This is a genomic window from Nitrospirota bacterium (genome assembly GCA_016212185.1).
Taxonomy (GTDB): domain Bacteria; phylum Nitrospirota; class Thermodesulfovibrionia; order UBA6902; family DSMQ01; genus JACRGX01.
The window spans coordinates 1-23488 of sequence record JACRGX010000013.1 but is presented as its reverse complement, the minus strand read 5'-3'; the positions used below and the strand labels follow the sequence as shown (position 1 = coordinate 23488).

The following is a 23488-nucleotide window of genomic DNA, read 5'->3' as shown; positions in this document are numbered from 1 at the left end:
CTTTATGGGATAACGGAAGAGGAGAAGAAGATAATAGAGGAGCAATAAATCTCGTTATCCTTTTATGTTATAATTAATCATTAGGGGGACAAAATGAATGCAGTTAAATATCATTCTGTTGTAAATGAAAACGGCACGATTGAATTGCCAAAGCTTCCCTTTCCGAAGGGAGCAAAAGTTGAAGTGATAATACTTCCAGATAAGGAATTTTCTGAAATGATGCAGGCAGCAGAAAGCAGCTTGAAATTTTGGGACAATCCAATAGACGACGCTATCTGGAACAATGCTTAGACAGAGGGACATTGTCCTTATCCCGATACCCTTTACAGATTTAACCTCTCAGAAAAAACGACCCGCAGTCATTATTTCTTCTGACAACTACAATGACTCTAATGAAGATATCGTTGTAGTTGCTCTTACCTCAAATGTTGAGCCGCGAGAATTTTCAGTTGCGCTGACAAACGATGAGTTAGAGGAGGGCACTTTAAAGGTTACAAGCATGATCAGGGTTGATAAAATTTATACTCTTAACAAGTCAATTGTCATAAAAACGTTTGGCAGGGTAAAGCCGGATATTCTTACAAAGATAAAGGATTCACTTGCAACGCTTATTGAGGTACATGCCGCGCCTTAGAATTTATAGCATTCTCATGCTGGACCTACACAAAAAGAAAAACTCCCTTCCGTATTGAAAAGGCAATTAAAGAATTTGCACATGTTCTATAATTGAAATGTTTGGAAAGGCAGGTGACTCAAATGATCCCTGAAGAATTGGAACAGGCAAATCTCCCGGCATGGACGAGATACGGCATACTTGAAGGCTATCGCGGTTCGCACGGACACGGGACTTACATTCCAAGCACAGAGCCGAATTCGGTGGACGACATTGATATATTTAGGGTTGTTGTACAGCCTGAAGAACATTACCTTGGTCTCGGCAGTTACTTGAAGACTCAGGAACATTATGAGACTTTTATTGGGCAGTATGACGTTCTTGTCTATGATATACGGAAGTTTATGCATTTACTTTCCAAGGGGAATCCTAATGTCCATATCTTTCTGTGGCTGAGACCGGAAGACTATTTCAAAATAACCGGCGCCGGTGAATATTTATTATCCCACCGTACAGAGTTTTTGTCGCAAAAGGTTATTCAGTCTTTTGGCGGCTATGCGGTTTCACAGCTTAGGCGTATGACTCATTTTGAATACAAAGGGTATATGGGTGACAAAAGAAAAGCTCTCGTCAATCAATATGGATATGATTGCAAAAATGCCGCTCATTGCATAAGACTTCTTGCTACCGCCCTTGACTTGCTTAAAACTGGGAACCTTGTTGTTTATCGTGAGAAAGACGGGGAAACCCTTATTGAAATAAAGACAGGCAGGTGGACTCTTGAAAGGGTTAAAGAGTATGCAAACAAGCTTAAGATGGAATTTGAAAGCCTTGCGCCGCTTTCAACCCTCCCTTTATCGGTTAATCAGAAGATGCTGGAAGACGTTTTATTAAAAGTAATGAAGCTGGCGTGGAAAGAGGCTTAAACCAACTATGATTTGCTGAAAAAGGAAAGTTTAAACGAGAGATTGTCGTTACCGATGAAAAGATTGAGGGTATTGTTTATGAGCTTTACGGGATAATGAACGTGGAGAGGAAGATAATAGAAGGCGTATGATTTTACAGAGAGTTTCAGGTAAAATAAGGTCATAAAGGAAAAGTGGAAATGCAGGAAAAAGAGCGCAAGATTGTTGAAAAATTTAAGGAGCTTGTATCTCAGAAGGTAAAGGTGCATGAGGTAAGGGTATTCGGCTCGCGCGCACGGGGAGATGCGACAGAGGAATCAGACCTTGATGTGCTTATTGTGGTTGACTGCCTTGATCATGCAATAGAAAAATATATCAGCAACTGCGCATGGGAAGCGGGTTTTTCTGAAGATATAGTAATAATGCCGGTTGCAATAAGCCTTGATACCCTAAGAAATACTCCGATTCGTGAATCTATATTTATAAAGAATGTTTATCGGGAAGGTGTACGTCTGTGAATGATGAGATACAGCCCAGAGCGCAGGAGTTTATAAGCAAAGTAGAAAGTTATTTATTTAAGACAAGTTGATTGTGTTTGTACAATCAACTTTAACAATCCCCAAAGAGGTTTGCAGATAATGCTTCTTAAAAAACTAATCGTAGGGCCGCTTCAGGAAAACTGCTATATCGCAGGCGATGAGAAGACTAAGCAGGCGATTGTCATTGACCCCGGAGATGAGGCGGACAGGATTATTGATGTAATCAAAGATGAGGGCTTGGAGGTCACTGCAATTGTCTGCACACATTCGCATTTTGACCACGTAAGCGGAGTAGGCGAGATTAAAAAAGCAACAGGCGCGAAAATTTTCATACACAAGGGCGACATGGAGTTATATGATTCGGCAAAGGACCAGGCGGCATTCTGGGGATTTAATCTTGACGACATCCCCCGGCCTGACGGGTTTATAAACGAGGGCGACGAGATTAAAGCAGGCGGTCTGACTTTTAAGGTGTTGCACACGCCCGGTCACAGCAAGGGGAGCATCTGTCTCTACGGTCATGGAACTGCATTTACGGGTGATACGCTTTTTGAAGGCAATGTCGGAAGGACGGATTTTCCCGGCGGAAGCATGGCAGAGCTTAAGGAATCATTTAAGAGACTGCTGACACTGCCCGAGGATACAAAAGTTCTCTCAGGCCACGGTAATGATACCACCATCGGAAGGGAAAAAAGGGAAAACTTCTTTGCAGAAGAGCTGTAATTTTTTTTGCTGATGAAGTCAAAGAAAAAAGCAAAAAAACACCCCTGCCCTGACTGTAATTTCTGCCAGTGGTGCAGTGACGAACGCTGTAATATGTGCAGGCACAGGCCTAAGGCTTCCAAAAAGCACAAAAAGAAAAAACACAAACCGCTTTTCAGTAAATTTTAGAAAAACCATTGAATGCAGGCAGGCATAGATGCATTAGTTAATATTCGTGTTTACAGATTTTGTTAAACTATCATCAATCAAAAAGCATAAATCAGATTATTGTGGCGCTCCGCCCACACCCGGGTTACCTTTCTTGCTTGCCCAAGAAACGTAACCCAAAGAAGGGCACCCTGCGAAGCTTTCCGGGCGGTTCGTTTAGTCAGTCTCCGGTAAATTAATTCAAACTCAGTCCTTCGGTCTTCAAACATGAATTAATTTTTAACCCTGCGACCTCCCTCTCTCACCTGAAATCTTCGAAAGGGGTCATAACATAGTAGTTCAAGGGTTCCCCTTCAGATAAAAAATAGCTGGGGGCCACATTTCTTTGGATACTTTCTTTGGTGGTCAAAGAAAGTATCTCCGTCTGAAAAACATATGAAAATATATTAACTTTGTGTTTGCAACGGTGTTGCACTAAAGCTTTTTCAGACACCTATGCCTGCTTGCATTTCAACTTTATTTTAGCTGAATATCCATCTCTTAAACTTCCAGAAATGCAGGATTTTAAGCAGAAATGCGGTGTCCTGCTGTTCCATTGCGACCTCTTCAATCTTGAGCCGGTTTGTCTCAATTTCCTTATCCTGCGACCGCTGAAGCCCGCCGTCGGCGATAAAATGCCTTATCCTCTCAAACTCTCCGCTGTCAAGCCACACCCCGTGCCTTCCGCATTCATCTATCATCACGCCGGAGATTCTGTTGAAATTTTTTCTGTTCATCAGCTTCCCGCACCTGACGCACGGGATATATTCAACAGACTCTCTGAGGGGTTCTTTTTTATATTCATCCTTAAAATCTGTTTTTTTGAAAACATCATACTCTGTGGTGGCGCGGTGAAATTTTACCCTGTCAAGCCACATGCCGCTGCATGAAGGGCAGACATTGTACTCTTCATCATTGATGACGCTTGTTGTTAGGGGCGCTTTGCACCGGGGACATACCGGCGGGGCAGGCGCAGTGGTTTCGCCCTGATGTCCGCCGCACAGAGGGCAGACCTTATAACTGACATTTATATCCTTGCCGCAGTGTTCGCACTTTTTGGTTTTAGCCATGAGAAATATTATAAAGCATTTGTTGAAATTCAGTTAGAAAATTTTTTTGGCAGGTAGCCCTATATTTGACAGAGAATTTTTTATATGATAAATTGATTAAACAACAATTAGACGAATTAAAAATAGAACGAACAGTATGAAAGACAAATCCCGCGACAACATTAAAGCCGCGCAATTATTGGAAGAGAAGGAGTTTTACGACTCTTCTGTCTCACGCTCGTATTATGCGGCGTATCTTGCAGCATGGCATCATTTATCAAAGATAGGTATTCAGCCTTTGCATGAGGCAAAAAAAGGCGGTATTTATTGGCGTCATGACTTATTCCCTGAACTTTTATGTGATGAATATAAACTTATCGGACCAGACCAAATGTCAAAATTTGAAATATTATATTCCCGTAGAATTAAAGCAGATTATTATGTTGATAAAGTCGTGAAAGAGGAGGCCGGTGATTCATTTAAACTGGCTTCAGATTTTATCTCATTATTTTTAGATAACAAGGGGATAATTGAATGACACCTGAAGTGCGCGCAGAAGTATTACGACTTATGGAAAAAACTATTAATTATAGTTATCCACTTCGGTGGGCTGATAAAAAAACTACTATGGCAGATTTCGATGGGCGTGAATCAACTATTGATGTGTTTTCTATTCCTGCTTTAGAGCAAATTAACTTCTTGACTAAAATGAGTCCTATCAGAAAACAGATTAAGGAAATGACAGGGCATCGTTGTATTTTTATATTCCATTCACCAGAGGCTACAGCAGCCCACTATTCACACCTCTTCCCGATAACACATAGGGTTCACATCATGAAAGGGGAAATTCAATTCTCATTACCAGCACCAGGCAGTACTGAAGGGAAACCCATAATAACCAGCCCGCCACAATATAATATTTACGACATAAAGGTTGCCGCATGACTCGTGTTATCCTCGGGACTAATGCCATTGAAAATTGTGATAGTGCAATAACAATCGCCGGGGTTCCACTCTTTTCATATAAGATAGATGGTGATAAAATAAGTCTTACATTCAACATTTCAAGCCCGCCTGCAACTGCTGAAATACAAATTATAGACAATATAGTTTACAAAGGAGAAATTACTTTAAAAACAGCCCCAAATTCTGTTTTTGTTAAATTTAGAGATAATCTTTTAATAGATCTGTTGATTAATGTGGATTCTGCAATTGTTAATTTAGATCTACGTCACATAGGCATTAATATCTACACAGATACGAATGCCCTTCATATCGGCGGTTCACAGCTTTCACAGAATGTTATTAGTCAATGTTCTTCCGGGATTGTAGTGGGATAAATTATATATTCGTATTTGCTAAACATACCGTATTGACAGGGAAACACTAAAGGTTTAATCTAAACTGTGTTTGAACTCCCTTTTAAATCATCGGCTTTCCCATGGCAAAAGGCGCTCCGCATTGTCAATATCCTTCTTGCCGTATCCATATTCTTTTCAGGCTTATGGCTTACGCGGGACATCATCATCAGTGTTTTTTTAAAGAAAAATCCCCAAACAGCATTCATGGGGGATAAGATTAAAACGGCTCCTGTATTAAGGACGAAAGACATTATGAATTACGCAGGCATTCTTGAGAAAAATCCGTTCGGCAGTCCCATGAAGCTCATTCCGCTGACTTCAGGATATGAAGCAAAAGGCGCAGGTTCGCCGGCAAGTTTAATCCTTGTCGGCACGGTTGCAGGTCCTAAAAACCTGAGCTATGCAATATTTGAGGACAAGTCACAGTCCCGCTCTGCGGGACAGGAGGTCTTTGCTTATGGAAAGAATGTCTATAATTATGGTATCTTGTCAAGGATAGAAAAAGGCTGGGTTGAATTAAAACAGGGCGCAAATACCTACAAAATACCCGTTACCGAGATACGAATAACCGAGATGGAATCAAAGGCTCCCGGCGTATTTGCACAGAAGGTCGGAGAAAAAGAATATATACTGGACCAGAAGAGAATTCAGGAGGCGTTAAACACCCCTGAACAGATACTTACTGATGCAAGGCTCCTGCCGAACCTGCATGACGGCAGACAGGAGGGATTTACGCTTTCAGAGGTAAAGACAGGCGGTATGTATGACAGCCTCGGTCTTAGAAACGGCGATGTCTTGCTGAGGGTAAACAGGCTTGAAATATCAAGCCCGGACGCTGCAATGCAGGCCATGTCTGCTTTAAAAGGAATGGACAGGGTCAACCTTGATGTAATAAGAAACGGCAGCAGGATGACAATGACTTATCAGGTGAAATGAAAATGAAACAGTTATCAGTTATCAGTTATCAGTTATCAGTTAAAAAATTTCTTATTTCTTGTTTTTCAGTTATCATTTTTTTATTCACTGTTCACTGTTCACTGTTCACTGCTGTTTATGCAGAAACTAAAACAACCGACCAGCAGAAAATCACCTTTAATTTTGTTGAGGTTGAAATACCCGCGGTAATTAAATTCATCAGCGATATTACAGACAAAAATTTCATCTTTGATGAGAGGATTAAGGGCAAGGTTACAATCATCGCCCCCACAAAGCTTACGGTTGAGGAATCCTTTATGCTCTTTACGTCAATACTTGAGCTGAAGGGCTTTACCGTTGTGCCTTCAGGGACCAAGGCTTACAAGATTATCCCTGTCTCTGCGGCAAAACAATCAGGGGGGCTTTATAAAGATGAAAAAGCCCCTGTCAATGAGGCCTACATAACAAGGCTTCTGCCTGTTGAATACATCAAGGCAGAGGATGCTGTGAGGTTTATCCAGCCCATGGTCTCAAGGGACGGGCATATATCTTCATTCGGACCCGGCAATTATATCCTTATTGTTGATTCTGCCCTTAACATAGAGAAAATCCTCGCTATCCTTAAGAATATTGACCAGCCTCAGGTGAAGGAAAAATCCGTAAAGATAAATGTATATCCGCTTGAAAATGCGGACGCCACTGAGCTTTCAAAGGTACTGGAAGGCATACTGAAATCAGCTCAGTCATCAAAGGGAGGCTCTGCGCTTTTTGAGGCAATAGGCGGCATCAGCATCACGGCTGACAAGGCGACGAATTCCCTGATTATCGTTGCATCTCAAAGCGACTATCAGAACATTATTGAGGTAATAAAATCCCTTGATAAGAGAAGACGGCAGGTCTTTGTTGAGGCAATGATTATTGAGGCGTCCATAGACAGGCTTAAAGAACTCGGGACAAGGTGGAGGGCAATGGCAAGGCATGAAGGTGAGCCTATTGCCATAGGCGGTGTCGGTAAAATGGACTCAAGCGCTCTCATGTCAGTGATTAACGGGCTTACAGGATTTACAGCAGGCGGAATGGGGAATTTCCTTAATGTGCCTATAACTACAATCAGTTCTGCCGGCGCTGCCACTACGTCTACTCTTAGCGTGCCGGGTTTTGCAGCGCTTTTCAGCCTGAGCGATTTTAAGGACGCCATAAATGTCCTTTCAACACCCCAGATACTCACGTCTGACAATGAAGAGGCAGAGATTGTTGTCGGAGAAAATGTCCCGTTTATCTCAAAGAGAGAGCGCGACATAACCACTACCAACACAGTGCTGAGCTCTATTGAGAGAAAAGATGTCGGCATAACGCTCAAGATTACGCCCCAGATAACAGAAGGCGGTTATGTGAAACTCAATATGTATCAGGAAATATCATCTGTCAAGGAAGGAACGGAAAGCATAATTACCACTGTGGGACCCACTACCACCAAGCGCTCAACAAAAACAGCAGTTGTTGTCAAAGATGCGCAGACAGTTGTCATCGGAGGTCTCATACAGGAAAAAGATGAAGAAACCGTTGCCAAGGCGCCTCTGCTTGGAGATATCCCGCTTTTAGGCTGGCTCTTTAAATACAAAACCATATCAAAGAAAAAGACAAACCTCCTTGTGTTCCTTACGCCGCATATTGTCAAGGAATCAGAACAGCTCTTAAAAATAACTACTGAAAAGCACAAGGCTTTTTCCATGGAAGAAAAACTGTATATTGAAGGCGAACTTCTGGTCAGATTTAAAGACGGAATCTCAGAGGAGCGAATAAAGGAGATTATTAGCCAACAGGTTGCAACAATTATAAAATTTATTAAGGGAATAAATGTTTATCATCTGAGGCTAAGACCTGAACAAACGATTGTCCACAAAAAAACTGAAGATAGTGTTACTCTCCTTTGTGATTTGCCTCCTTGTGTTGTAGAGTGGAGGGAAGTAATACCTGGACAGAGCGTAGAAGATGCCATAAATGAGTTTTCATCCATGCCCGAGGTTCAGTATGCAGAGCCTAACTACAAGGTCAGAATTCAGGGTGATATGCCGTCTCAAGGCGCCCCCAAACCCCAGCCTGAAAAACCATCAAGCAGCAGTATGCCCCATATGTACGGAGGCCCCCTGCATCCGTTTTTAAGCGGGTTGGACAGAAGATAATCTGAGGGGTTTTCAGTTCCTGCTATGGAAACCATAAACAACATAAATGATGAGGACATAGAGCCTGCACTGCTTAAAGACCTTCCGCTTTTATTTGTAAAAGGCAATGTCTTTTTGCCTTTGCGCAGTCAGGGCGGGGAACTGCTTGCCGCAGTTGCCGACAATCAGGGCGTATTGGCGCTCATGGATGTGGCAAGGACGCATAACCTTAAACCAAGACCTGTTCAGGCTCCCAAAGGCGTGATACTTGATGCCATTAACCGCATTTACAGCCGCACAAGCAGTGTCAGCGATGTAATGGGTGAAATCAAGGGCGAAGACCTGTCAATGATTGCCACAGAGTTTGAGTCTCCCAAAGACCTTATGGAGCTTACAGAAGAGGCGCCGATTATCAGGCTTCTGAATGCGCTTTTGGTGGAGGCTGTAAAGGAAAGGGCCAGCGACATACACATAGAGCCTTATGAAAACGGGCTTGATGTCAGATTAAGGGTTGACGGGGTTTTACGGAAGGTTCTCACACCGCCGAAGATTATTCAGGACGCATTCATATCAAGGATAAAAATCCTTGCAGGGCTTGACATAGCGGAAAAGCGCCTCCCTCAGGACGGAAGGATAAGACTGCTTGTCGGAGGAAAGGATATTGACATAAGGGTCTCAATAGTGCCGACCTCAATGGGTGAAAGGGCAGTGCTCAGACTGCTTGACAGGCAGATGGGCGTCTTAAGCCTTGAGATGATCGGTCTTGAAGGCGCTACGCTTAGCACATTCAGGGATTTTTTATCGCGGACCAGCGGGATAATACTTGTTACAGGACCGACAGGCTCAGGAAAAACAACCACACTTTACTCTGCGCTCCTCAGGCTTAATACTGAAGAAAGAAATATTATTACAGTGGAAGACCCGGTGGAATATCAGCTTAAGGGTATAGGGCAGATTCACGTAAACCCGAAAATCGGGCTTACATTTGCATCAGGGCTGAGGGCAATTCTAAGACAGGACCCTGATATAATGATGGTCGGAGAGATAAGGGATGTTGAGACTGCGGAGATTGCAGTGCATGCCTCGCTTACAGGGCATCTTGTCTTAAGCACCCTGCATACAAACGACGCGCCGGGCGCGCTCACAAGGCTTATTGATATGGGCATAGAGCCTTTTCTTGTCGCATCATCTCTGATAGGAGTCCTTGCCCAGAGGCTTGTAAGGGTAATCTGCCCTCACTGCAAAGAGGCGTATGAACCATCTGAGGCAGAAAAGGAATATTTTCTTAACTCCTCACTCCTCACCCCTCACTCCTCACTGTTTTTGCACAGAGGCAGAGGCTGTGATAAATGTCTCGGCAAGGGTTATCTCGGAAGAACCGGACTGTTTGAACTTTTGGAAATTACCCCGGAGATACGGTTAATGATTGTGGAAAGGAGAGATGCTCAGGGCATCAGGGACTCAGCCATCGGGCAGGGTTTTAAGACATTGCGTGATGACGGCATCGGAAAGGTTTTAAACGGGATTACGACATTAGAAGAAGTCTTGAGGGTAACGCAGAAAGAAAGTTAAAAGTTATCCCGACGCTTCGGGATAACTCTTAACTCATTAATTAAACCATGCCGCTTTTTAAATACACCGGATACAACGAAGACGGTTCAGAGATTAAAGGGACTCTGGAGGCAGACAGCCCTAAGAGTGCGGCCCTTAAGGTAAGGGCAACCGGACTTTTCCCAAAAGAGATTATCAGGGCAGAATCTTTTAAAAAATCATGGCGCTCAGGGATGATGCGTAAGAATCCTGCTGCCATGCTTCCTGAAATTACAAGAAACCTATGCACTTTGCTGTCCGCAGACGTTCCAGTGATAGAGGCAATCGGCGCCTCAGCCTCAGAGCAAAGGGGCGAATGGAAAAATATCCTCATAGACATAAAAGAAAGGCTGTCAGCCGGCGCATCGCTTGCAAGGGCCATGCAGGCATATCCTTTAATTTTCCCCGAATTTTATACAGGCATGGTCTCTGCCGGAGAAAACAGCGGAAGGCTGGCCGAAGTGCTTACGAAATTAGCAGACTTTTTTGAGGCGCAGGAGTCCATAAAAAATAAATTGAGAAACGCACTTGTATATCCTGTATTCATGATATTTGTAAGCTTTTTTGTGCTCTCGTTTCTTTTTACATTTGTCATACCGAAGATAACAAAAATATTTGAAGAAACTTCGGCGGCTCTGCCTTTTATTACTCAGGTTTTAATAATGGTCAGTGCGGCATTTCAAAAATTCTGGTGGCTGATGGCTTTATTAGCGGCAGGAGCGGCAGTTTTTTATAAAAGGCTTAGAAGAACAAAAAGTGAGCAAATAGATGCATTACTGCTTAAGGCTCCGCTTGGAATACTGCAGAGCCTTTATATTTCGCGTTTTGCATTGACCATGTCGTTTCTTCTTTCAGGCGGGCTTCCTATACTTCAGGCAATGCAGTTAAGCGCAGGCGCTGTGGGTAATGCCCATCTGAAAAAGAGGATAATGTCCGCGCGCAATCATGTCTCACAGGGGGCAAAGATTTCAACGAGCCTTGAAGGCTTTCCGCCGACATTCCTGCAGATAATCTCAACCGGCGAGCAAAGCGGTCAATTGGCTGAGGTCTTAAAAAGAGCGGCGGCGTCTTATGAGGCTGAGTTTGACAGGAAACTCCAGAAGTTTGTGAGCCTGCTGGAGCCGTCTCTCATATTGCTCATGGGATTGATTGTCGGCTTTATTGTGCTGGCAGTGCTCCTGCCGATATTTGAATTAAACCAGTTGATAAAGTAAATTGGGGTCAGGTCTTCAAACATCACTCAATAATCTCAATGCCTTTATCTGCTCAGCTCTCCGCATTACACGGAATCTTATAAAGATTACTGTGCCGTCAGGAGGAAGCTCCCGCCACTACATGCATAACCTGCTAAATAGCGGCGGCGTAAACGTGCACTTCTTTGCTGAGTCTGTTCACTAATCTGTCCTTTTCTATTTCAAGGTCATACCGCGCCTGCAGATTTATCCAGAACCGGTCTGAAAGACCAAAATAACGCGATAACCTCAATGCAGTGTCCGGAGTGATGGAACGTTTGCCGTGGACTATTTCATTGATGCGCCTTGCCGGTACACTGATGTCCTTTGCCAACTTATACTGGCTAATTTCCATAGGTTTAAGGAATTCTTCCATAAGAATTTCACCCGGATGAATCGGCTGTAATTTGTGTTTAGTCATATATGCCTCCTAATGATAGTCAACGATTTCTACGTTGTAAGCATTCCCATCACGCCATTCAAAACAGATACGCCAGCGAATATTAATACGGATGCTGTTTTGACCTTTCCTGTCACCTGATAGTTTTTCAAGGTGATTGGAAAGCGGTATACGCAAATCCTGAAGCGCCTCAGATGCGTCTAATATTTCAAGTTTTCGCCGTGCAATTTGCTGAATACTCTGCGGAAGTTTACGGGAAAATTCACGATTGAAAAGTCTTTCTGTCTTCCCGCACGCGAAACTTTTTATCATTAATCTTAATAATATCGCATCACGTTAATAATGTCAACCGTTATTATTGGGCATTTACGATTGAGACAGCAGTTGCATAACATTAAGAACTCAGTCGTAATTAAAATTGGGGTCTGTTCTTCATGCATCGCTCAACAATCTCAATGCCTGTATATAGCCGAGTCTCCGTATTGCACAACCACTATTATGACTTCAAAGAACTTGCTTTTTGGTGGGTAGATGGTTATAGTAAAAATATATTTTATAGAGGTTGACTGATATGCCCAAAACAATTAATGCAGTATACGAAAATGGTGTTTTTAAGCCTTTAGAGCCGATTTCTCTGAAAGAGCACGCGCGTGTTACGCTTGATATAAACTTAGACGATAAACTGCGCCGGCAATTAAAGGACCTGACAGAAAATATTTACAAAAGAACTGCTAAATATGCAGAAGATAACCGCAGGAAATAACTACACGATAGACGGTATCCGCCAATAGCAGACATTCTTTAACTTATGTTAAACTCCTATATGGAGCTAATCTTACGAGTTAAAGAGCTTATTAAAAATGGAAACTACAGACTCACATTGCATGCTGAAATAGAAGGAGATGCAGACTATATAAGCATTGCCGATTTAGAAGAAGTTTTGATGCATGATAAATGTGAACTTATAGAAGATTATCCAAAGGATCCAAGAGGGCATTCTTTTTTGCTGTTTGGATTTACAGGGCAAGGACAGCCAGTACATGCACTGTGTTCTATTCACGAGGAGACTTTAGTTGTAATTACAGTATACAGACCCGATCCTGAGTTATGGATTAATTGGAAGATAAGAAAGGAGGGAAAATGAAGACATGTCCTTTTTGTAAAGGTAACATTGAAGTTCGTAAGATTAACCATATGCACAAGTGGGGCAGTGAATTTTATCTTTTTGAAAATGTCCAGACAGAAGTTTGCAGACAGTGCGGAGAGGTATTTTTTCTCCCTGACACTTTGAAGCTAATTGACAAATATGTAATGGAAAAGAAATCTGGTCAAAAAACTCTTTGTATTCCAGTGATTGAAATGTCTAATATGGCAATTGTATAGCTTTTTAAAGCAGTGGAATAAAATGGAAAATTCAAAATCAAAAAAATCTGTTTATCGTTCATCCTTTACGCATTACGGCTTCACCCTCATTGAGATAATGATAGTAATCTTCATTCTTAGCATCCTTGCCGCCATTATAGCGCCTAAGCTTATCGGTAGGACTGATGACGCAAGGGTTGCGGAGGCAAGGATTCAGATAAAAAACTTTGAAACTGCGCTGAAGCTTTTTAAGATGGACAACGGCTTTTACCCTTCTACCGAGCAGGGGCTTACGGCTTTAATCACAAAACCTGAAACAGGGCAGATACCCATGAATTATAAAGAGGGCGGTTATCTGGAGAAAAAAAAACTGCCGTTAGATTCGTGGGGCAATCCTTATGTATACATATCCCCCGGTACTCAGGGTGATTACGATATCATCTCTTACGGCGCTGACGGCGCTTCGGGCGGCGAAAAATACGATGCAGACATTACAAACTGGGACCTGTAAGCTAAGGATGAGGGATGAAGGATGAAGGATGAAAAAAAGTATTCTTCTGCTTTCTGCTTTCAACCTTCAACCCTCAACCTTCAACCTTTTTCATCAGGTTTTACCCTCATTGAGCTAATCCTTGTAATTTTTATTCTCTCGCTGATGCTTGCTTTGGTAATGCCTTCTTTCAGGGACATGGGAGGCACATTAAAAACTGAGGCGATGCACATAGCCGGCGCGCTTAGATATGTAAATGACGAGGCAGTCGGGAAAAAGCAGACTTACCTCCTGAATATCAATCTGAATGACGAGTCCTGGGGAATTGAAGGAAATAATGAAAAGAAAAAAACAAGCCTGAAAGGGAATGTTGAAATACAAGATGTGTTTATCCCGTCGCTGGGTGAAGTCTCAAGCGGCAAGGTTACAATAGAGTTTGGTCCGTCAGGCTCGGAAGAGCCGTTAATATTTCACTTTAAAAAAGATAAAGCCGAATATACGGTTATTTTTAACCACATAAACGGCAGGGTCAGGGTTATTGAGGGGTATGCGCTATAGAGAAAGGGGTCAAGGGGTCAAGGGGTCAGGAGTCCGAAAAACTGTTCACTGTTCACTGTTCACTGTTCACCACTTCCCGACGCTTCGGGAGAGGGCGGGTTTCACCCTCCTTGAAATCATGATTGCCCTTGCCATAATTGGTACAATTCTTCTGACAGTCATTTATACGGTTAATTATCATGCCCAGTTATCGTATGAGCACACGCTTGCCACAAGGATATTTTTGTTTGCAAAAGAGAAAATGGCAGAATTGGAGATGAACCCCAAGAATGAAAAAGGCATATCACCGGATAAAGATTTTTCTTATGAAAATACAGTGAGGGACACAAATAACAATAATATTATTGAATTAAAAACAATGGTAAAGGGATACGGCAAAGAGGTAATGCTAAGCGAGTTTGTTTTTAAAAAAGCAAATAAGAACTAAGAAATAGGAACTAAGAAGTGAAAACAAAAAAGTTAAAAACAGAAAATGGCAGGTTTTTACTTCTCACTTCTCACTTCTCACTTCTCACTTGTAAAAAAGGTTTCACCCTCATTGAAGTTCTCATAAGCCTTGTGCTTTTGACTGTGATGCTTGGAGTGGTATACGGTTCATTTTTTACCGTACAAGAGGCGCTTGAAAGGTTCAACGGTGTATCCCTCAAGTATCATGAGGCAAGGACTGCATTAGATATTATGCGCCGTGAAATTGAAGGGGCATTCTTATCAGAGCAGGAAACGCAGAACCTTGCCTATCGGCAGACAGGCGCTGAACGCCGAACTTATTTTATTATTGAGGACAGGGATATATTTGGAAAGCCGGCATCAAGGCTTCGCCTGACGGCATTTAATTTCAGGGGCGGAGGAGTAAGCGCTGTCTCTTATTTTGTTGAGGAAAAAGACAGAAGGTTCAGGCTTGTAAAGGCAGAATCGCCCGCAGCCCTTCTGGTCAAAGGATATCCGGCGGAAATTATTGATGAAATAACCGGCTTTGCTGTTGAGACGTTTTTTAATGACAAATGGGTCAGGACATGGGATACGGCACAAGCAGATAAACTGCCGGACATTGTCAGGGTCAGCATTACATTTAATGATAACGGCAAAGACGTGACGCTGACCGAATATGCAATGCCGATGACAAAAAGGAAGATGTGAGGAAAACCGTTTACTGTTCACTGTTCACTGTTCACCTCACCCCCACCCTAACCCTCCCCCGTCAAGGGGGAGGGACAAGGGGGAGGGATGGCTCTGCGCTTGTAATCGTTCTCTTGATTGTTACAATCCTTACGGGGCTTGTCGTGGAGTTTGCATACGAGGTCTATATAGAAACATCTGCACTGTCAAACTGGCAGAATGTACAGAAGGCATCACTTCTGTCAAAGTCAGGCCAGACCCTAAGTGTAAATTATATAAAGAATCTCGCCGGACGCTCCTATACCTCCATAAGTGACATGGACATGCCGGATGAAGTAATGCCCGAACAGCTCCGGAATGAAGAACAAGGCTCTTTGAAAATAAAAATCATTGATGAAAATTCAAAATTCAATATCAACGGCATCATCTATCCCAATGGGCTGACAAATGAAAACGCCCTTGCATCGTTGAAAAAACTCTTTGAATATCTTAATATCAATCCGTCCCTTGCTCTCAGTATAGCAGACTGGATTGACCCTGACGGCGAACCGAGGCTTCCAAATTCAGAATATAACGCAAAGAACTTATATCTCTGGAGCATAGACGAGCTTAAGCTAATCAGCGGCATGGACAATAAGACTTTTGAACTGATCAAGCCGTTTATAACGGTTTATGGCAGCGGCCTGATAAATATAAATACGGCTGAAGTGCCTGTGCTTACTGCCCTGCATGAGAACATAACAGAAGCACTTGCGAAAAAGATTCTGGATTACAGGGAAAACTCGCCATTTGAAAACAAAGGACAGATAGTAAAGGTATCGGGCATGGAAGGCGTCGGGATACAGATACAGAATTTGATTACAGTAAAAAGTTCAGACTTCATGGTTATTGCAAGCGCTTCGGTCAATAAGATAATAAGGGATATAGAAAGCGTGATTAACACTTCCGGCAGTATTGAATACTGGAGGGAGCAATAAAAAAGTTCAAAAGGTTTGAACTTTTTTGAACAACATTAAACGGCTTGAACGATATTAATTATGAAGATAGGATTTTTTGACTGGACAGCAGACAGGCTTAGTTTTCATGTTCTTGAACAAAAAGGCAGCCGCTATACACATATAAGCTCTGCATCCGTGCCGTTAAACGGACAGTTAACCGCCTCGTTCATAATTTCTCTTGCAAAAGGCGGTTTTGAGCGCATATTCCTGAGCATTCCCCAAGAACTCCTGTCTGTAAGAGAGCTCAGTTTCCCCTTCTCTGATAAAGGCAAAATTAAAAATGCCATACCATACGAACTTGAGGGGCTTTTACTTGGAGAGACAGACAATTACTGCATGGACCATCTTGAAGCAGAATCTTCAGGGGACGGCAGCAGTGTTCTGGCGGTTGCCATTGAAAAAACAAGACTTAAAGAAATAGTCAACATGTTTTCATCTGTAAGCATGGAACCGGCGGCAGTTACCTCCATTGATATCAGACTTTCAAAGGGGAATGCCGGAATGGTTATTAAAAATTCTTCTTATGACGAAAATGTCAGACTGAAAGCTGTCATTGATGAGCTTGAAAAACCATCAATCGACCTCAGACAGGAAGAACTGTCTTACGCAGGTGATGTCAGACGCCTGAGAAAATCCCTGCGTATGACAACAGCCCTTGCGCTTATCCTGCTTGTTATTTTGTGTTCGGACACAGTTATAAAACTTTTTTCTGCAAAGAAGGAAAATGCGCAGCTTTCCAAAGAGGTAACTGCGCTTTACCGCGAGAGTTTCCCTGAGAATACAGAAATTATTGACCCCGTCAGACAGTTCAGGGGAAACTTAAATTCGCTGAAGGAGAGAAAGGCAATCCTTGCAGGCGCGCCTGTTCTTGATATACTGCTTCAAGTCTCTGAATCCAAGAAAAACATTTCCATTTATGAATTCAATATGGATGAGAAAAATATTTTTTTAAAAGGCACGGCAGTATCTTTTGAAGATGTTGACTCCTTTAAAAATGCCCTTTTGTCTGGGTTTTCAGATGTAAAGGTTATGGATTCAAAGGCGTCGCCTGATAAAAAAATTAATTTCGTAATAACAATGAAGGAAAAGGTTATATAAAAGCTATGTTCAGAAAATTGGCGCTCACAGACGGGGCTTTATCAATCATGATGTTTGCAGTAGCCATATTTGCAATATTTGCACTCACATTATTTATTTCTGCGCAGGGAATTAAGAAAAAAAACAGCGTAATGAAGACACAGATTGAGCAGATTACGGCGCTTAAAGATTATGTACGCAAAGTTAATGATGTGGTTAAATTGCAGGAAAGAAAAATGGGCATCACAAAGGCTGCAGGCGCGGTCTCCGCAATTGAGCAGAGCCTTAACAGCCTTGGGCTTAAGGCAAAGACCATTAAACCTGCAGGCATGAAAAATAGAGGAGAATTCAACGAAGAAGATGCAGAGGTAATAATTGAGGGAGTCGACCTGAATAAGATAGTAAACCTCATTTATAAAATAGAAAATTCAGTTTTGCCTCTGAAGATCAAAACTGCAAATATCAAAACCACTTTTGAAAACCCTGATAAGTTTATCTTAAGTTTTACGGTAACGCTTATAAAAAAGTGAACAGTGAATAGTGGAATACAGCAGTGATAATGTCAAATTCTAAAATCCAAATGTCAAATTAATGTCCAATAACTGATGTTAAAATTCGGACTTTGAGCTTGACTTGGCATTTGAGCTTTGTAATTTGACATTAGCAAAACATGAACAAAGCAATGATGAGAGTTAAAAAGGCGCTTATATATTTCCTGATTATTATTATTTCATTTATAATCAGCATCCCCTTTGTCTGGTATTTCGCAGTCCCTGTTAGTCTGATAAAAGATTCTCTTGAAGGCTCTGTATCAGCACAAAATAGCCAGGATGGAATCAGTGTTTCCACAGAAGGGCTGAGAAAGGGATTTTTATTTACAGTTCATGCAGACCGCATTGACTTTCAGGCAGGCCGCGCCCCTTCTCTCAGCATCACAAATATCTCGGTCAGGATTAACCCCTTCTATCTGCTGAAAAAACAGTTTGTCTTCTCCATAAAAGGCACGGTCGGCACGGGAAATATCGACGGCTCATTCAGGCTGCCTGCAAGCGGGGAGATGGCATTAACAAATATTGAAATCAATGCCATTCCTTATCTGACATCCCTCGGACTTAAGGGAGAAGGGTTTATTTCAGGCAAGGCTGTTCTGAAAAATAATGCCATTGACGTCTTGTTTGAAATCCCTGATGCAGCCCTTCAGGATGCAGTAATCAAGGTGCCGCTTCCTTTAAGCTGGTTTAATAAAATACAGGGAGTTTTTTCCATAACAGGGAATGCCGTCAGGATAGATTCCATGACCTTTGAAGGAGAAAAAGGATTTGCAAGATCAAAGGGCAGTATAAACAACGGAATTATGGATCTTGAGTTGGAACTGATGCCTGATGCCGGTTACTTTGCAAATGAGCGTGAATCTCTGGAATTAGCGCTTATCAGGCAATATCGGATATCGCCCGGGTATTACTTAATTCCTGTAAAAGGACCCGTTTAACCGGCCGCATTTCTTTTCCTTTTCAGTTTCCTGTCTGATCCTCCAATCACGGATCGTTCTGGATAATATATCCCCTGAACGCTGGTGTTCGGATATACGAGACAGCCCTTCCCTAACACAGCGCCGGGATTAGTCACGGTGTTGCATCCTGTCTGCACGTCATCCCCTAATATGGCGCCGAATTTTCTTAAGCCTGTATTGTAGGTTTTTTCTCCGGCCTTCAGCTTTATCTCTGAACCTGAGAGCTTCAGGTTTGCAAGCTTTGTTCCGGCGCCAAGGTTCACATTGCTGCCGAGTATGCTGTCTCCAATGTATGCGAAATGCCCTGCCTTTGCATCATTCAGCATCAGAGAGTTCTTCATCTCAGTGGTGTGCCCCACGACGCATCTGTCTCCGACAAGACAGTTGCCCCTTATGTAAGCGCCATGCCTGACTTCAGTGTTATTGCCTATAATTGCAGGGCCATTAATTAATGCTCCGGGCTCAACCACAGCGCCCTCTCCCACTGAAATATTATCATCAAAAAGGATCGCGCCTGCATAAAAAACAGACGCCCCCTTGAGCTCTTTGCCTTTTAGAAAGACCTTTAATCCGCCTTTTACTGCGTCGTTGTATTCAACCTTAAAACCTTTATCAATAATCTTGTTTTTATAGAGTACGCTGGTCTTTGTCAGCATAATGCCTTTTTTCCTTAACAGTGCAATGTTAGGAGTGATAGTGCTTTTAATGTAAGGCTTTAATTTGCTTAAAGCCTCCCAGACAAATTGAGTATCTTTAAATAACTCTTTGTGAACAAATTCCCTTAATTCAAAAAAATCCTCAGCTTTTAACAATAAACTCCTCCATCAATCTTGTCATTCCGTCCCGACTCATCGGGAATGCGGAATCCGTATTCTTTCCTCTGGCATCTGGATTCCCGTTTTCACGGGAATGACAGAACAAAATACGATACCCCGATACATATCATTGAACAATTTTTTGATTAAATGAATAATAACAAATTATCTGTTAATGTTTCAAAAAATAAATCAAAAGCTCTGTCACATGATATATCCCCCGCCGTGAAAATAAATAAAATGCCCTGTTACTTCAAGGGCGTCCTTGTTCCAGTCATAAGGCAGAGGCCAGTAAGGCTCGGCGTCTTTAATCGCCTTTATCGCAGCCTCATCAAGGTCTTTGTGTCCGGAGGTCCTTATGAGCTCCACCTCGCTGAGCTTTCCGTCTTTTTTGATTGTAAATTTTATATAAAGATCTCCTGTAACCCCCTGTCTTGCCGCAGTCTGAGGATACTTCCATATGTCTTCTATTTTCTCCTTCAGCAATCTCATGTAGCCCCTGTGCTGAAACTCAGGAGCGCTGAAGGTAAGATTCTTTTTTTGCGGCGCCTCTTTTGCAAATTTCTCAATTGTTTCTCTGTCAAATAAAAATGCCCTCGGGTTTAATGGCGCAGCTTTCTGATTTGTGGAGTTGTTTGAGTTGTTCAAGCCGTTTAATTCGTTCAACCCCTTTGAACTATCCGGACTATTTGAACTGCTTGAACTGCTTAAACTATTTGAACCATTCATAGTCTTTGGCGGAGTGTTTTGCGTAATGGAGAATTGCGGAGTCGTGACAGGATTATTTGCCTGACGCCTGCTAACTGACACCTCACGGTTATTCCATGCTTGACTCGCCCTGCCGCTTAAGTTTTTCGCCAAAATCTCAACAGGGCTAACGATATTTACATTGAAAATATGCCGGTTGCTCCGGTATCTCTGGACAGGAAGGGCTGTCGTCAGAATTGTGAAAAGTAAGAAATGGGACAAAATTGATAAGGCTATATAATGATTCAGTTTCAATTTAATTTGCTCTGTAACTTTCAGCCGACATTTAATCCCGGCGGGAATGGGCAATAAATCCGTACCCTGAGCGGGATGGCATTTGCCTCAGGGTAATAATATGCAGTTATCTTGAAGAAAAAAGCTCCTATGCTTCCTGATATGCTGCCGTCGGTATTTTCTCTCCACGGCCTGCTGAGTTCTAAGTCATTGATGGCAACAATGATGTAAAGATTATCCGCCTCCATCCCTTTTATGTCCAGAGGGCTGGGAATTGGAATACCCTTGGAATCTCCATATTGCGTATGCGAATGAAAATCTCCAATTATCTGAAGCTTTTCAAACTTTAAAAGTATCGGCTCTATCTTCTTATGGTTTTTGTGCTGGAAAATCACGCCCTTCGGTTTTCTTTTTGCCGTCTGCAGTGTAAAGGCATGCTCTATGATGAAGCGGTCTTCAAGGCGGTAGCCCAACAGATAGCCGAGGCTCTCCCGCTTAAACACCTCCGCAGAGCTCAGAAGCAGATCCATAAATGCATCCTCTGAAAGATAGGCTTTTAACGGTCTTCTTTTTTTGACTACTTTTCCCTGTGCCTTGGCACTCTTACTGTCATCACCGGACATGGAGCGCGTCTCACCACCCTTTCCGCTGTGCTGCCGAAGATAAATCGCTCAAGTCCTTTTTTCCCATAAGTCCCCATGACAATCATATCAACCTTTTCATCACCGGCAAATTTAATTATCTCCTCGTAGGGAATGCCCCTTACTACCTGCTTCTTAACATCCGTAAGCCCCCTGATTCCCTCAATGCAGCACGATTCCATTTCCTTCTGTGCCCATGCGGATATTTCCTTGTAAAGTTCATCCGCCGAGATATGAGGGATGTGAGAGTCTGTGGCCTTTGCAATATCATAGATGACATGAATAATAAAAAGTTTTGCGTTATAATGCTTTGCCAAATCAACCGCATACGGCAGGGCATGAAAAGAACCCTCTGAAAAATCAGTCGGAAAAAGTATTTTCTCAACCTTCATCATTAAACCTCCCTTAAATATTTTGCCCCCGCTTCAGGGGGTATGTTTAATAAGTAAAAACCTAAACTCCATTCAAACGCCGGAGCGCTTAACCGCGGCACTATTTCAATATGCCAGTGGAAATCATCACCGAGCGTATGCCAGTGCTCCCGCCTCGGTATCCTGTTGGGCGCATTATGAAGGGCCAGGTTGTAAGGCGGATCATTGAGCAGTTTTGCCAATTTATTCAGGAGAGTAAAAATTGTAAGGCCGAGGTCTTCAATTTCTTTGCCCTCGGTTTCCTGAAAAGAGCACTCATGCCTTCTCGGCACTATCCAAATTTCAAAGGGAAATGCGGAGGCAAACGGACAGAAAGCTATGAAATCCCTGCTTTCAAGGACAATCCTCTCGCCTGTCTTTTCTTCCTCCCTGAGAATATCACAGAATATGCACCGCTCTTTCATCTTGTAATATGCCTTGGCGCTGTCCAGTTCCCCCTTTATCCTTTGTGGGATAATAGGAGATGCGGTAAGCTGGGAATGTGGATGGCTGTATAAAGCGCCTGCAGCCTTGCCGTAACTCTTGGAAATCAGGATGTATCTTAATCTTTTATCATTTTCAAGGTCTAAACTCCTTTCTTTATACATCAGGAGCGTCCTTGTCACCTGCCTCACATCCATTTCTCCAGGGTTCATAATATGCTCAGGGGTCTCTATAATCAATTCATTTGCGCCTACGCCGTTTATCTTGTCGTACATCCCTATGCCTTCAGGATTTAGTTCGCCTTCAATCTGAAGCAAGGGTTTAAAATTTGGGATAACCCTCGTAAGCCATCCCGGGCTGTTTGGTTTAGAACCCTTTCCCCTGACGGCTGTTATTTCAGGAGGCGTGCTCCCTTCCCTCCCTGCACAAAGCGGGCAGTCCTGGGGGTCGTCAGGCTCTTCCCTTTCTTTTATCACAAAGTCTGTCAGGGTGGCAGGCGGAGTCTTTGCTGCAATAATCCACCTGTTAAGAACCGGGTCTTTTCTTAACTCATGCATTAAGCTCATAGATTAACCTCAATCCTTCAAATGTCAGATACGGATTTACCTCCTTTATGTCTTTTATATACGGCGCCACTAAACTTGCAAGACCGCCTGTAGCGATTATAGTAACCTTTTTTGCCAATTCTTTTCTAATTTCTTTTATGAGCCTCTCAACAGCGCCTGCATGACCGAGGATTACCCCTGAGGATATGTTGTCTGGAGTATCGTCTCCGATTGCTTTTTCAGGTTTATTGAGTTTAACCTTGGGCAATTTTGCCGTTTTTTCATGAAGCGCCTCAGCAGAAATATTTATCCCCGGCATTATGGCGCCTCCCAGATATTCGCCATCAGACGTTATAACACAAAAAGTGGTTGCTGTCCCGAAATCTACGACAAGCAAGTGACCTTTGTAAAGTTTATGCGCAGCCACTGCATTGGCAATCCTGTCTGCCCCGAGCCCTGCAGGGTTTTTTATCCTGAATTTCAATCCTGTTTTAAGCCTATAACTTACAATCATCGGCTTAGTCCCAAAACTTTTACTAATTGCATCTGCAAAAACAGGCGTTAGCTCAGGCACAACAGAGGATATAACAGCGCCTTCAGGATTTTCTATATGACTACGCTCCGTATAACCTTTAAGAAGAACCGTATATTCCCCGGCCTCACGCCTATGCCCGTCAGGAAAGGTTGTATTAAGCCTTGAGACATGTTTTACGCTCTTGTCGTAAAAACACATTGTGATATTTGTGTTGCCTATGTCAATTAGTAAAAGCATGATTACGGCTCAAGTAAAAATTATCAATTAGCAATTATCATTTATCATTGAAAACTTTGCAATGATAAATTTAACTTGTATCTTTTAAGACCGT

At 42.6% G+C, this 23488-nt stretch carries 33 protein-coding genes; 24 read left to right on the top strand and 9 right to left on the bottom strand.

The features are described from left to right. Nucleotides 1–93 precede the first annotated feature (93 nt). The 6 genes from HZA10_01510 to HZA10_01485 all read left to right on the top strand — a co-directional run bounded on the left by HZA10_01510 (nucleotide 94) and on the right by HZA10_01485 (nucleotide 2948). On the top strand, nucleotides 94–291 hold the full coding sequence (locus HZA10_01510; protein ID MBI5194979.1) for a hypothetical protein: 198 nt from the start codon (nucleotides 94–96) through the stop codon (nucleotides 289–291). Next, the gene (locus HZA10_01505; protein MBI5194978.1) at nucleotides 284–634 is read left to right on the top strand and encodes a type II toxin-antitoxin system PemK/MazF family toxin; all 351 of its coding nucleotides are present in this window, start codon (nucleotides 284–286) and stop codon (nucleotides 632–634) included. Before HZA10_01510 ends, HZA10_01505 begins: the two co-directional genes overlap by 8 nt. Nucleotides 635–756: 122 nt before the next feature. Further along, the gene (locus HZA10_01500) at nucleotides 757–1539 is read left to right on the top strand and encodes a nucleotidyltransferase domain-containing protein (GenBank protein ID MBI5194977.1); all 783 of its coding nucleotides are present in this window, start codon (nucleotides 757–759) and stop codon (nucleotides 1537–1539) included. A 179-nt stretch (nucleotides 1540–1718) separates the two neighbouring features. Further along, nucleotides 1719–2036 carry a nucleotidyltransferase domain-containing protein gene (locus tag HZA10_01495; protein ID MBI5194976.1) on the top strand — a complete coding sequence of 106 codons (318 nt, stop codon included), beginning with the start codon at nucleotides 1719–1721 and terminating at the stop codon, nucleotides 2034–2036. A gap of 120 nt (nucleotides 2037–2156) precedes the next feature. Then, on the top strand, nucleotides 2157–2780 hold the full coding sequence (locus HZA10_01490; GenBank protein ID MBI5194975.1) for an MBL fold metallo-hydrolase: 624 nt from the start codon (nucleotides 2157–2159) through the stop codon (nucleotides 2778–2780). Between the two features lie 12 nt (nucleotides 2781–2792). Beyond that, nucleotides 2793–2948: a hypothetical protein gene (locus tag HZA10_01485; GenBank protein MBI5194974.1), complete on the top strand. Its 156-nt coding sequence runs from the start codon at nucleotides 2793–2795 to the stop codon at nucleotides 2946–2948. A 500-nt stretch (nucleotides 2949–3448) separates the two neighbouring features. Here the strand turns inward: HZA10_01485 and HZA10_01480 are convergent, their stop codons facing one another. After that, complete coding sequence (locus HZA10_01480; GenBank protein MBI5194973.1) at nucleotides 3449–4036, bottom strand: zf-TFIIB domain-containing protein; 588 nt, start codon at nucleotides 4034–4036, stop codon at nucleotides 3449–3451. Between the two features lie 136 nt (nucleotides 4037–4172). Between HZA10_01480 and HZA10_01475 the strand changes: the two genes are divergently transcribed. The 7 genes from HZA10_01475 (at nucleotide 4173) to HZA10_01445 (ending at nucleotide 11257) form a co-directional block, all read left to right on the top strand. Continuing rightward, on the top strand, nucleotides 4173–4553 hold the full coding sequence (locus HZA10_01475) for a HEPN domain-containing protein (GenBank protein MBI5194972.1): 381 nt from the start codon (nucleotides 4173–4175) through the stop codon (nucleotides 4551–4553). Then, nucleotides 4550–4960: a hypothetical protein gene (locus HZA10_01470; GenBank protein MBI5194971.1), complete on the top strand. Its 411-nt coding sequence runs from the start codon at nucleotides 4550–4552 to the stop codon at nucleotides 4958–4960. The genes HZA10_01475 and HZA10_01470 overlap by 4 nt, the downstream gene beginning before the upstream one ends. After that, entirely contained in the window at nucleotides 4957–5355 is a 399-nt protein-coding gene (locus tag HZA10_01465) for a hypothetical protein (protein ID MBI5194970.1), read from the top strand. The genes HZA10_01470 and HZA10_01465 overlap by 4 nt, the downstream gene beginning before the upstream one ends. A gap of 66 nt (nucleotides 5356–5421) precedes the next feature. Further along, nucleotides 5422–6312 carry a hypothetical protein gene (locus tag HZA10_01460; protein MBI5194969.1) on the top strand — a complete coding sequence of 297 codons (891 nt, stop codon included), beginning with the start codon at nucleotides 5422–5424 and terminating at the stop codon, nucleotides 6310–6312. Between the two features lie 2 nt (nucleotides 6313–6314). Continuing rightward, a complete protein-coding gene (locus HZA10_01455; GenBank protein MBI5194968.1) occupies nucleotides 6315–8474 on the top strand; it encodes a hypothetical protein in 2160 nt (719 codons plus the stop codon). A gap of 24 nt (nucleotides 8475–8498) precedes the next feature. Beyond that, nucleotides 8499–10025, top strand: coding sequence for a type II secretion system ATPase GspE (gspE, locus tag HZA10_01450; protein ID MBI5194967.1), 1527 nt, complete (start codon nucleotides 8499–8501; stop codon nucleotides 10023–10025). A 47-nt stretch (nucleotides 10026–10072) separates the two neighbouring features. Further along, nucleotides 10073–11257: a type II secretion system F family protein gene (locus tag HZA10_01445; protein ID MBI5194966.1), complete on the top strand. Its 1185-nt coding sequence runs from the start codon at nucleotides 10073–10075 to the stop codon at nucleotides 11255–11257. Between the two features lie 133 nt (nucleotides 11258–11390). On the opposite strand, the gene HZA10_01440 is transcribed toward HZA10_01445, so the two are convergent. Both HZA10_01440 and HZA10_01435 read right to left on the bottom strand, forming a co-directional pair. Next, complete coding sequence (locus tag HZA10_01440) at nucleotides 11391–11696, bottom strand: HigA family addiction module antidote protein (GenBank protein MBI5194965.1); 306 nt, start codon at nucleotides 11694–11696, stop codon at nucleotides 11391–11393. Between the two features lie 9 nt (nucleotides 11697–11705). Further along, entirely contained in the window at nucleotides 11706–11987 is a 282-nt protein-coding gene (locus HZA10_01435; protein MBI5194964.1) for a type II toxin-antitoxin system RelE/ParE family toxin, read from the bottom strand. A 259-nt stretch (nucleotides 11988–12246) separates the two neighbouring features. Between HZA10_01435 and HZA10_01430 the strand changes: the two genes are divergently transcribed. From HZA10_01430 to gspN, 11 genes are all read left to right on the top strand, one after another. Beyond that, nucleotides 12247–12438 (top strand): antitoxin family protein, encoded by a 192-nt coding sequence (locus HZA10_01430; GenBank protein MBI5194963.1) that lies wholly within the window; start codon nucleotides 12247–12249, stop codon nucleotides 12436–12438. 45 nt (nucleotides 12439–12483) lie between these two features. Beyond that, entirely contained in the window at nucleotides 12484–12819 is a 336-nt protein-coding gene (locus HZA10_01425; protein MBI5194962.1) for a DUF4258 domain-containing protein, read from the top strand. Then, on the top strand, nucleotides 12816–13058 hold the full coding sequence (locus tag HZA10_01420) for a YgiT-type zinc finger protein (GenBank protein ID MBI5194961.1): 243 nt from the start codon (nucleotides 12816–12818) through the stop codon (nucleotides 13056–13058). Before HZA10_01425 ends, HZA10_01420 begins: the two co-directional genes overlap by 4 nt. A 22-nt stretch (nucleotides 13059–13080) precedes the next feature. Next, nucleotides 13081–13548, top strand: coding sequence for a type II secretion system major pseudopilin GspG (gene gspG, locus HZA10_01415; GenBank protein ID MBI5194960.1), 468 nt, complete (start codon nucleotides 13081–13083; stop codon nucleotides 13546–13548). Nucleotides 13549–13569: 21 nt separating this feature from the next. Beyond that, nucleotides 13570–14085 carry a prepilin-type N-terminal cleavage/methylation domain-containing protein gene (locus HZA10_01410; protein ID MBI5194959.1) on the top strand — a complete coding sequence of 172 codons (516 nt, stop codon included), beginning with the start codon at nucleotides 13570–13572 and terminating at the stop codon, nucleotides 14083–14085. Then, nucleotides 14075–14512: a prepilin-type N-terminal cleavage/methylation domain-containing protein gene (locus HZA10_01405; GenBank protein ID MBI5194958.1), complete on the top strand. Its 438-nt coding sequence runs from the start codon at nucleotides 14075–14077 to the stop codon at nucleotides 14510–14512. Before HZA10_01410 ends, HZA10_01405 begins: the two co-directional genes overlap by 11 nt. A 17-nt stretch (nucleotides 14513–14529) precedes the next feature. Continuing rightward, nucleotides 14530–15222 carry a type II secretion system protein gene (locus HZA10_01400; GenBank protein ID MBI5194957.1) on the top strand — a complete coding sequence of 231 codons (693 nt, stop codon included), beginning with the start codon at nucleotides 14530–14532 and terminating at the stop codon, nucleotides 15220–15222. After that, nucleotides 15219–16178, top strand: coding sequence for a type II secretion system minor pseudopilin GspK (gspK, locus tag HZA10_01395; protein ID MBI5194956.1), 960 nt, complete (start codon nucleotides 15219–15221; stop codon nucleotides 16176–16178). Before HZA10_01400 ends, gspK begins: the two co-directional genes overlap by 4 nt. Nucleotides 16179–16238: 60 nt before the next feature. After that, nucleotides 16239–17297: a hypothetical protein gene (locus HZA10_01390; GenBank protein ID MBI5194955.1), complete on the top strand. Its 1059-nt coding sequence runs from the start codon at nucleotides 16239–16241 to the stop codon at nucleotides 17295–17297. Nucleotides 17298–17302: 5 nt separating this feature from the next. After that, nucleotides 17303–17806 (top strand): hypothetical protein, encoded by a 504-nt coding sequence (locus tag HZA10_01385; GenBank protein MBI5194954.1) that lies wholly within the window; start codon nucleotides 17303–17305, stop codon nucleotides 17804–17806. Nucleotides 17807–17946: 140 nt separating this feature from the next. After that, the gene (gspN, locus tag HZA10_01380) at nucleotides 17947–18765 is read left to right on the top strand and encodes a type II secretion system protein GspN (protein MBI5194953.1); all 819 of its coding nucleotides are present in this window, start codon (nucleotides 17947–17949) and stop codon (nucleotides 18763–18765) included. On the opposite strand, the gene HZA10_01375 is transcribed toward gspN, so the two are convergent. From HZA10_01375 to HZA10_01350, 6 genes are all read right to left on the bottom strand, one after another. Continuing rightward, complete coding sequence (locus HZA10_01375) at nucleotides 18762–19598, bottom strand: glucose-1-phosphate thymidylyltransferase (GenBank protein MBI5194952.1); 837 nt, start codon at nucleotides 19596–19598, stop codon at nucleotides 18762–18764. The genes gspN and HZA10_01375 overlap by 4 nt on opposite strands. A gap of 207 nt (nucleotides 19599–19805) precedes the next feature. Next, the gene (locus tag HZA10_01370; GenBank protein MBI5194951.1) at nucleotides 19806–20603 is read right to left on the bottom strand and encodes an energy transducer TonB; all 798 of its coding nucleotides are present in this window, start codon (nucleotides 20601–20603) and stop codon (nucleotides 19806–19808) included. Nucleotides 20604–20623: 20 nt separating this feature from the next. Then, nucleotides 20624–21112: a hypothetical protein gene (locus tag HZA10_01365; protein MBI5194950.1), complete on the bottom strand. Its 489-nt coding sequence runs from the start codon at nucleotides 21110–21112 to the stop codon at nucleotides 20624–20626. Between the two features lie 47 nt (nucleotides 21113–21159). Next, nucleotides 21160–21615 carry a universal stress protein gene (locus tag HZA10_01360; GenBank protein MBI5194949.1) on the bottom strand — a complete coding sequence of 152 codons (456 nt, stop codon included), beginning with the start codon at nucleotides 21613–21615 and terminating at the stop codon, nucleotides 21160–21162. A gap of 2 nt (nucleotides 21616–21617) precedes the next feature. Beyond that, the gene (locus tag HZA10_01355) at nucleotides 21618–22643 is read right to left on the bottom strand and encodes a galactose-1-phosphate uridylyltransferase (protein MBI5194948.1); all 1026 of its coding nucleotides are present in this window, start codon (nucleotides 22641–22643) and stop codon (nucleotides 21618–21620) included. Beyond that, on the bottom strand, nucleotides 22627–23394 hold the full coding sequence (locus HZA10_01350; GenBank protein MBI5194947.1) for a type III pantothenate kinase: 768 nt from the start codon (nucleotides 23392–23394) through the stop codon (nucleotides 22627–22629). The genes HZA10_01355 and HZA10_01350 overlap by 17 nt, the downstream gene beginning before the upstream one ends. Between the last annotated feature and the right edge of the window lie 94 nt (nucleotides 23395–23488).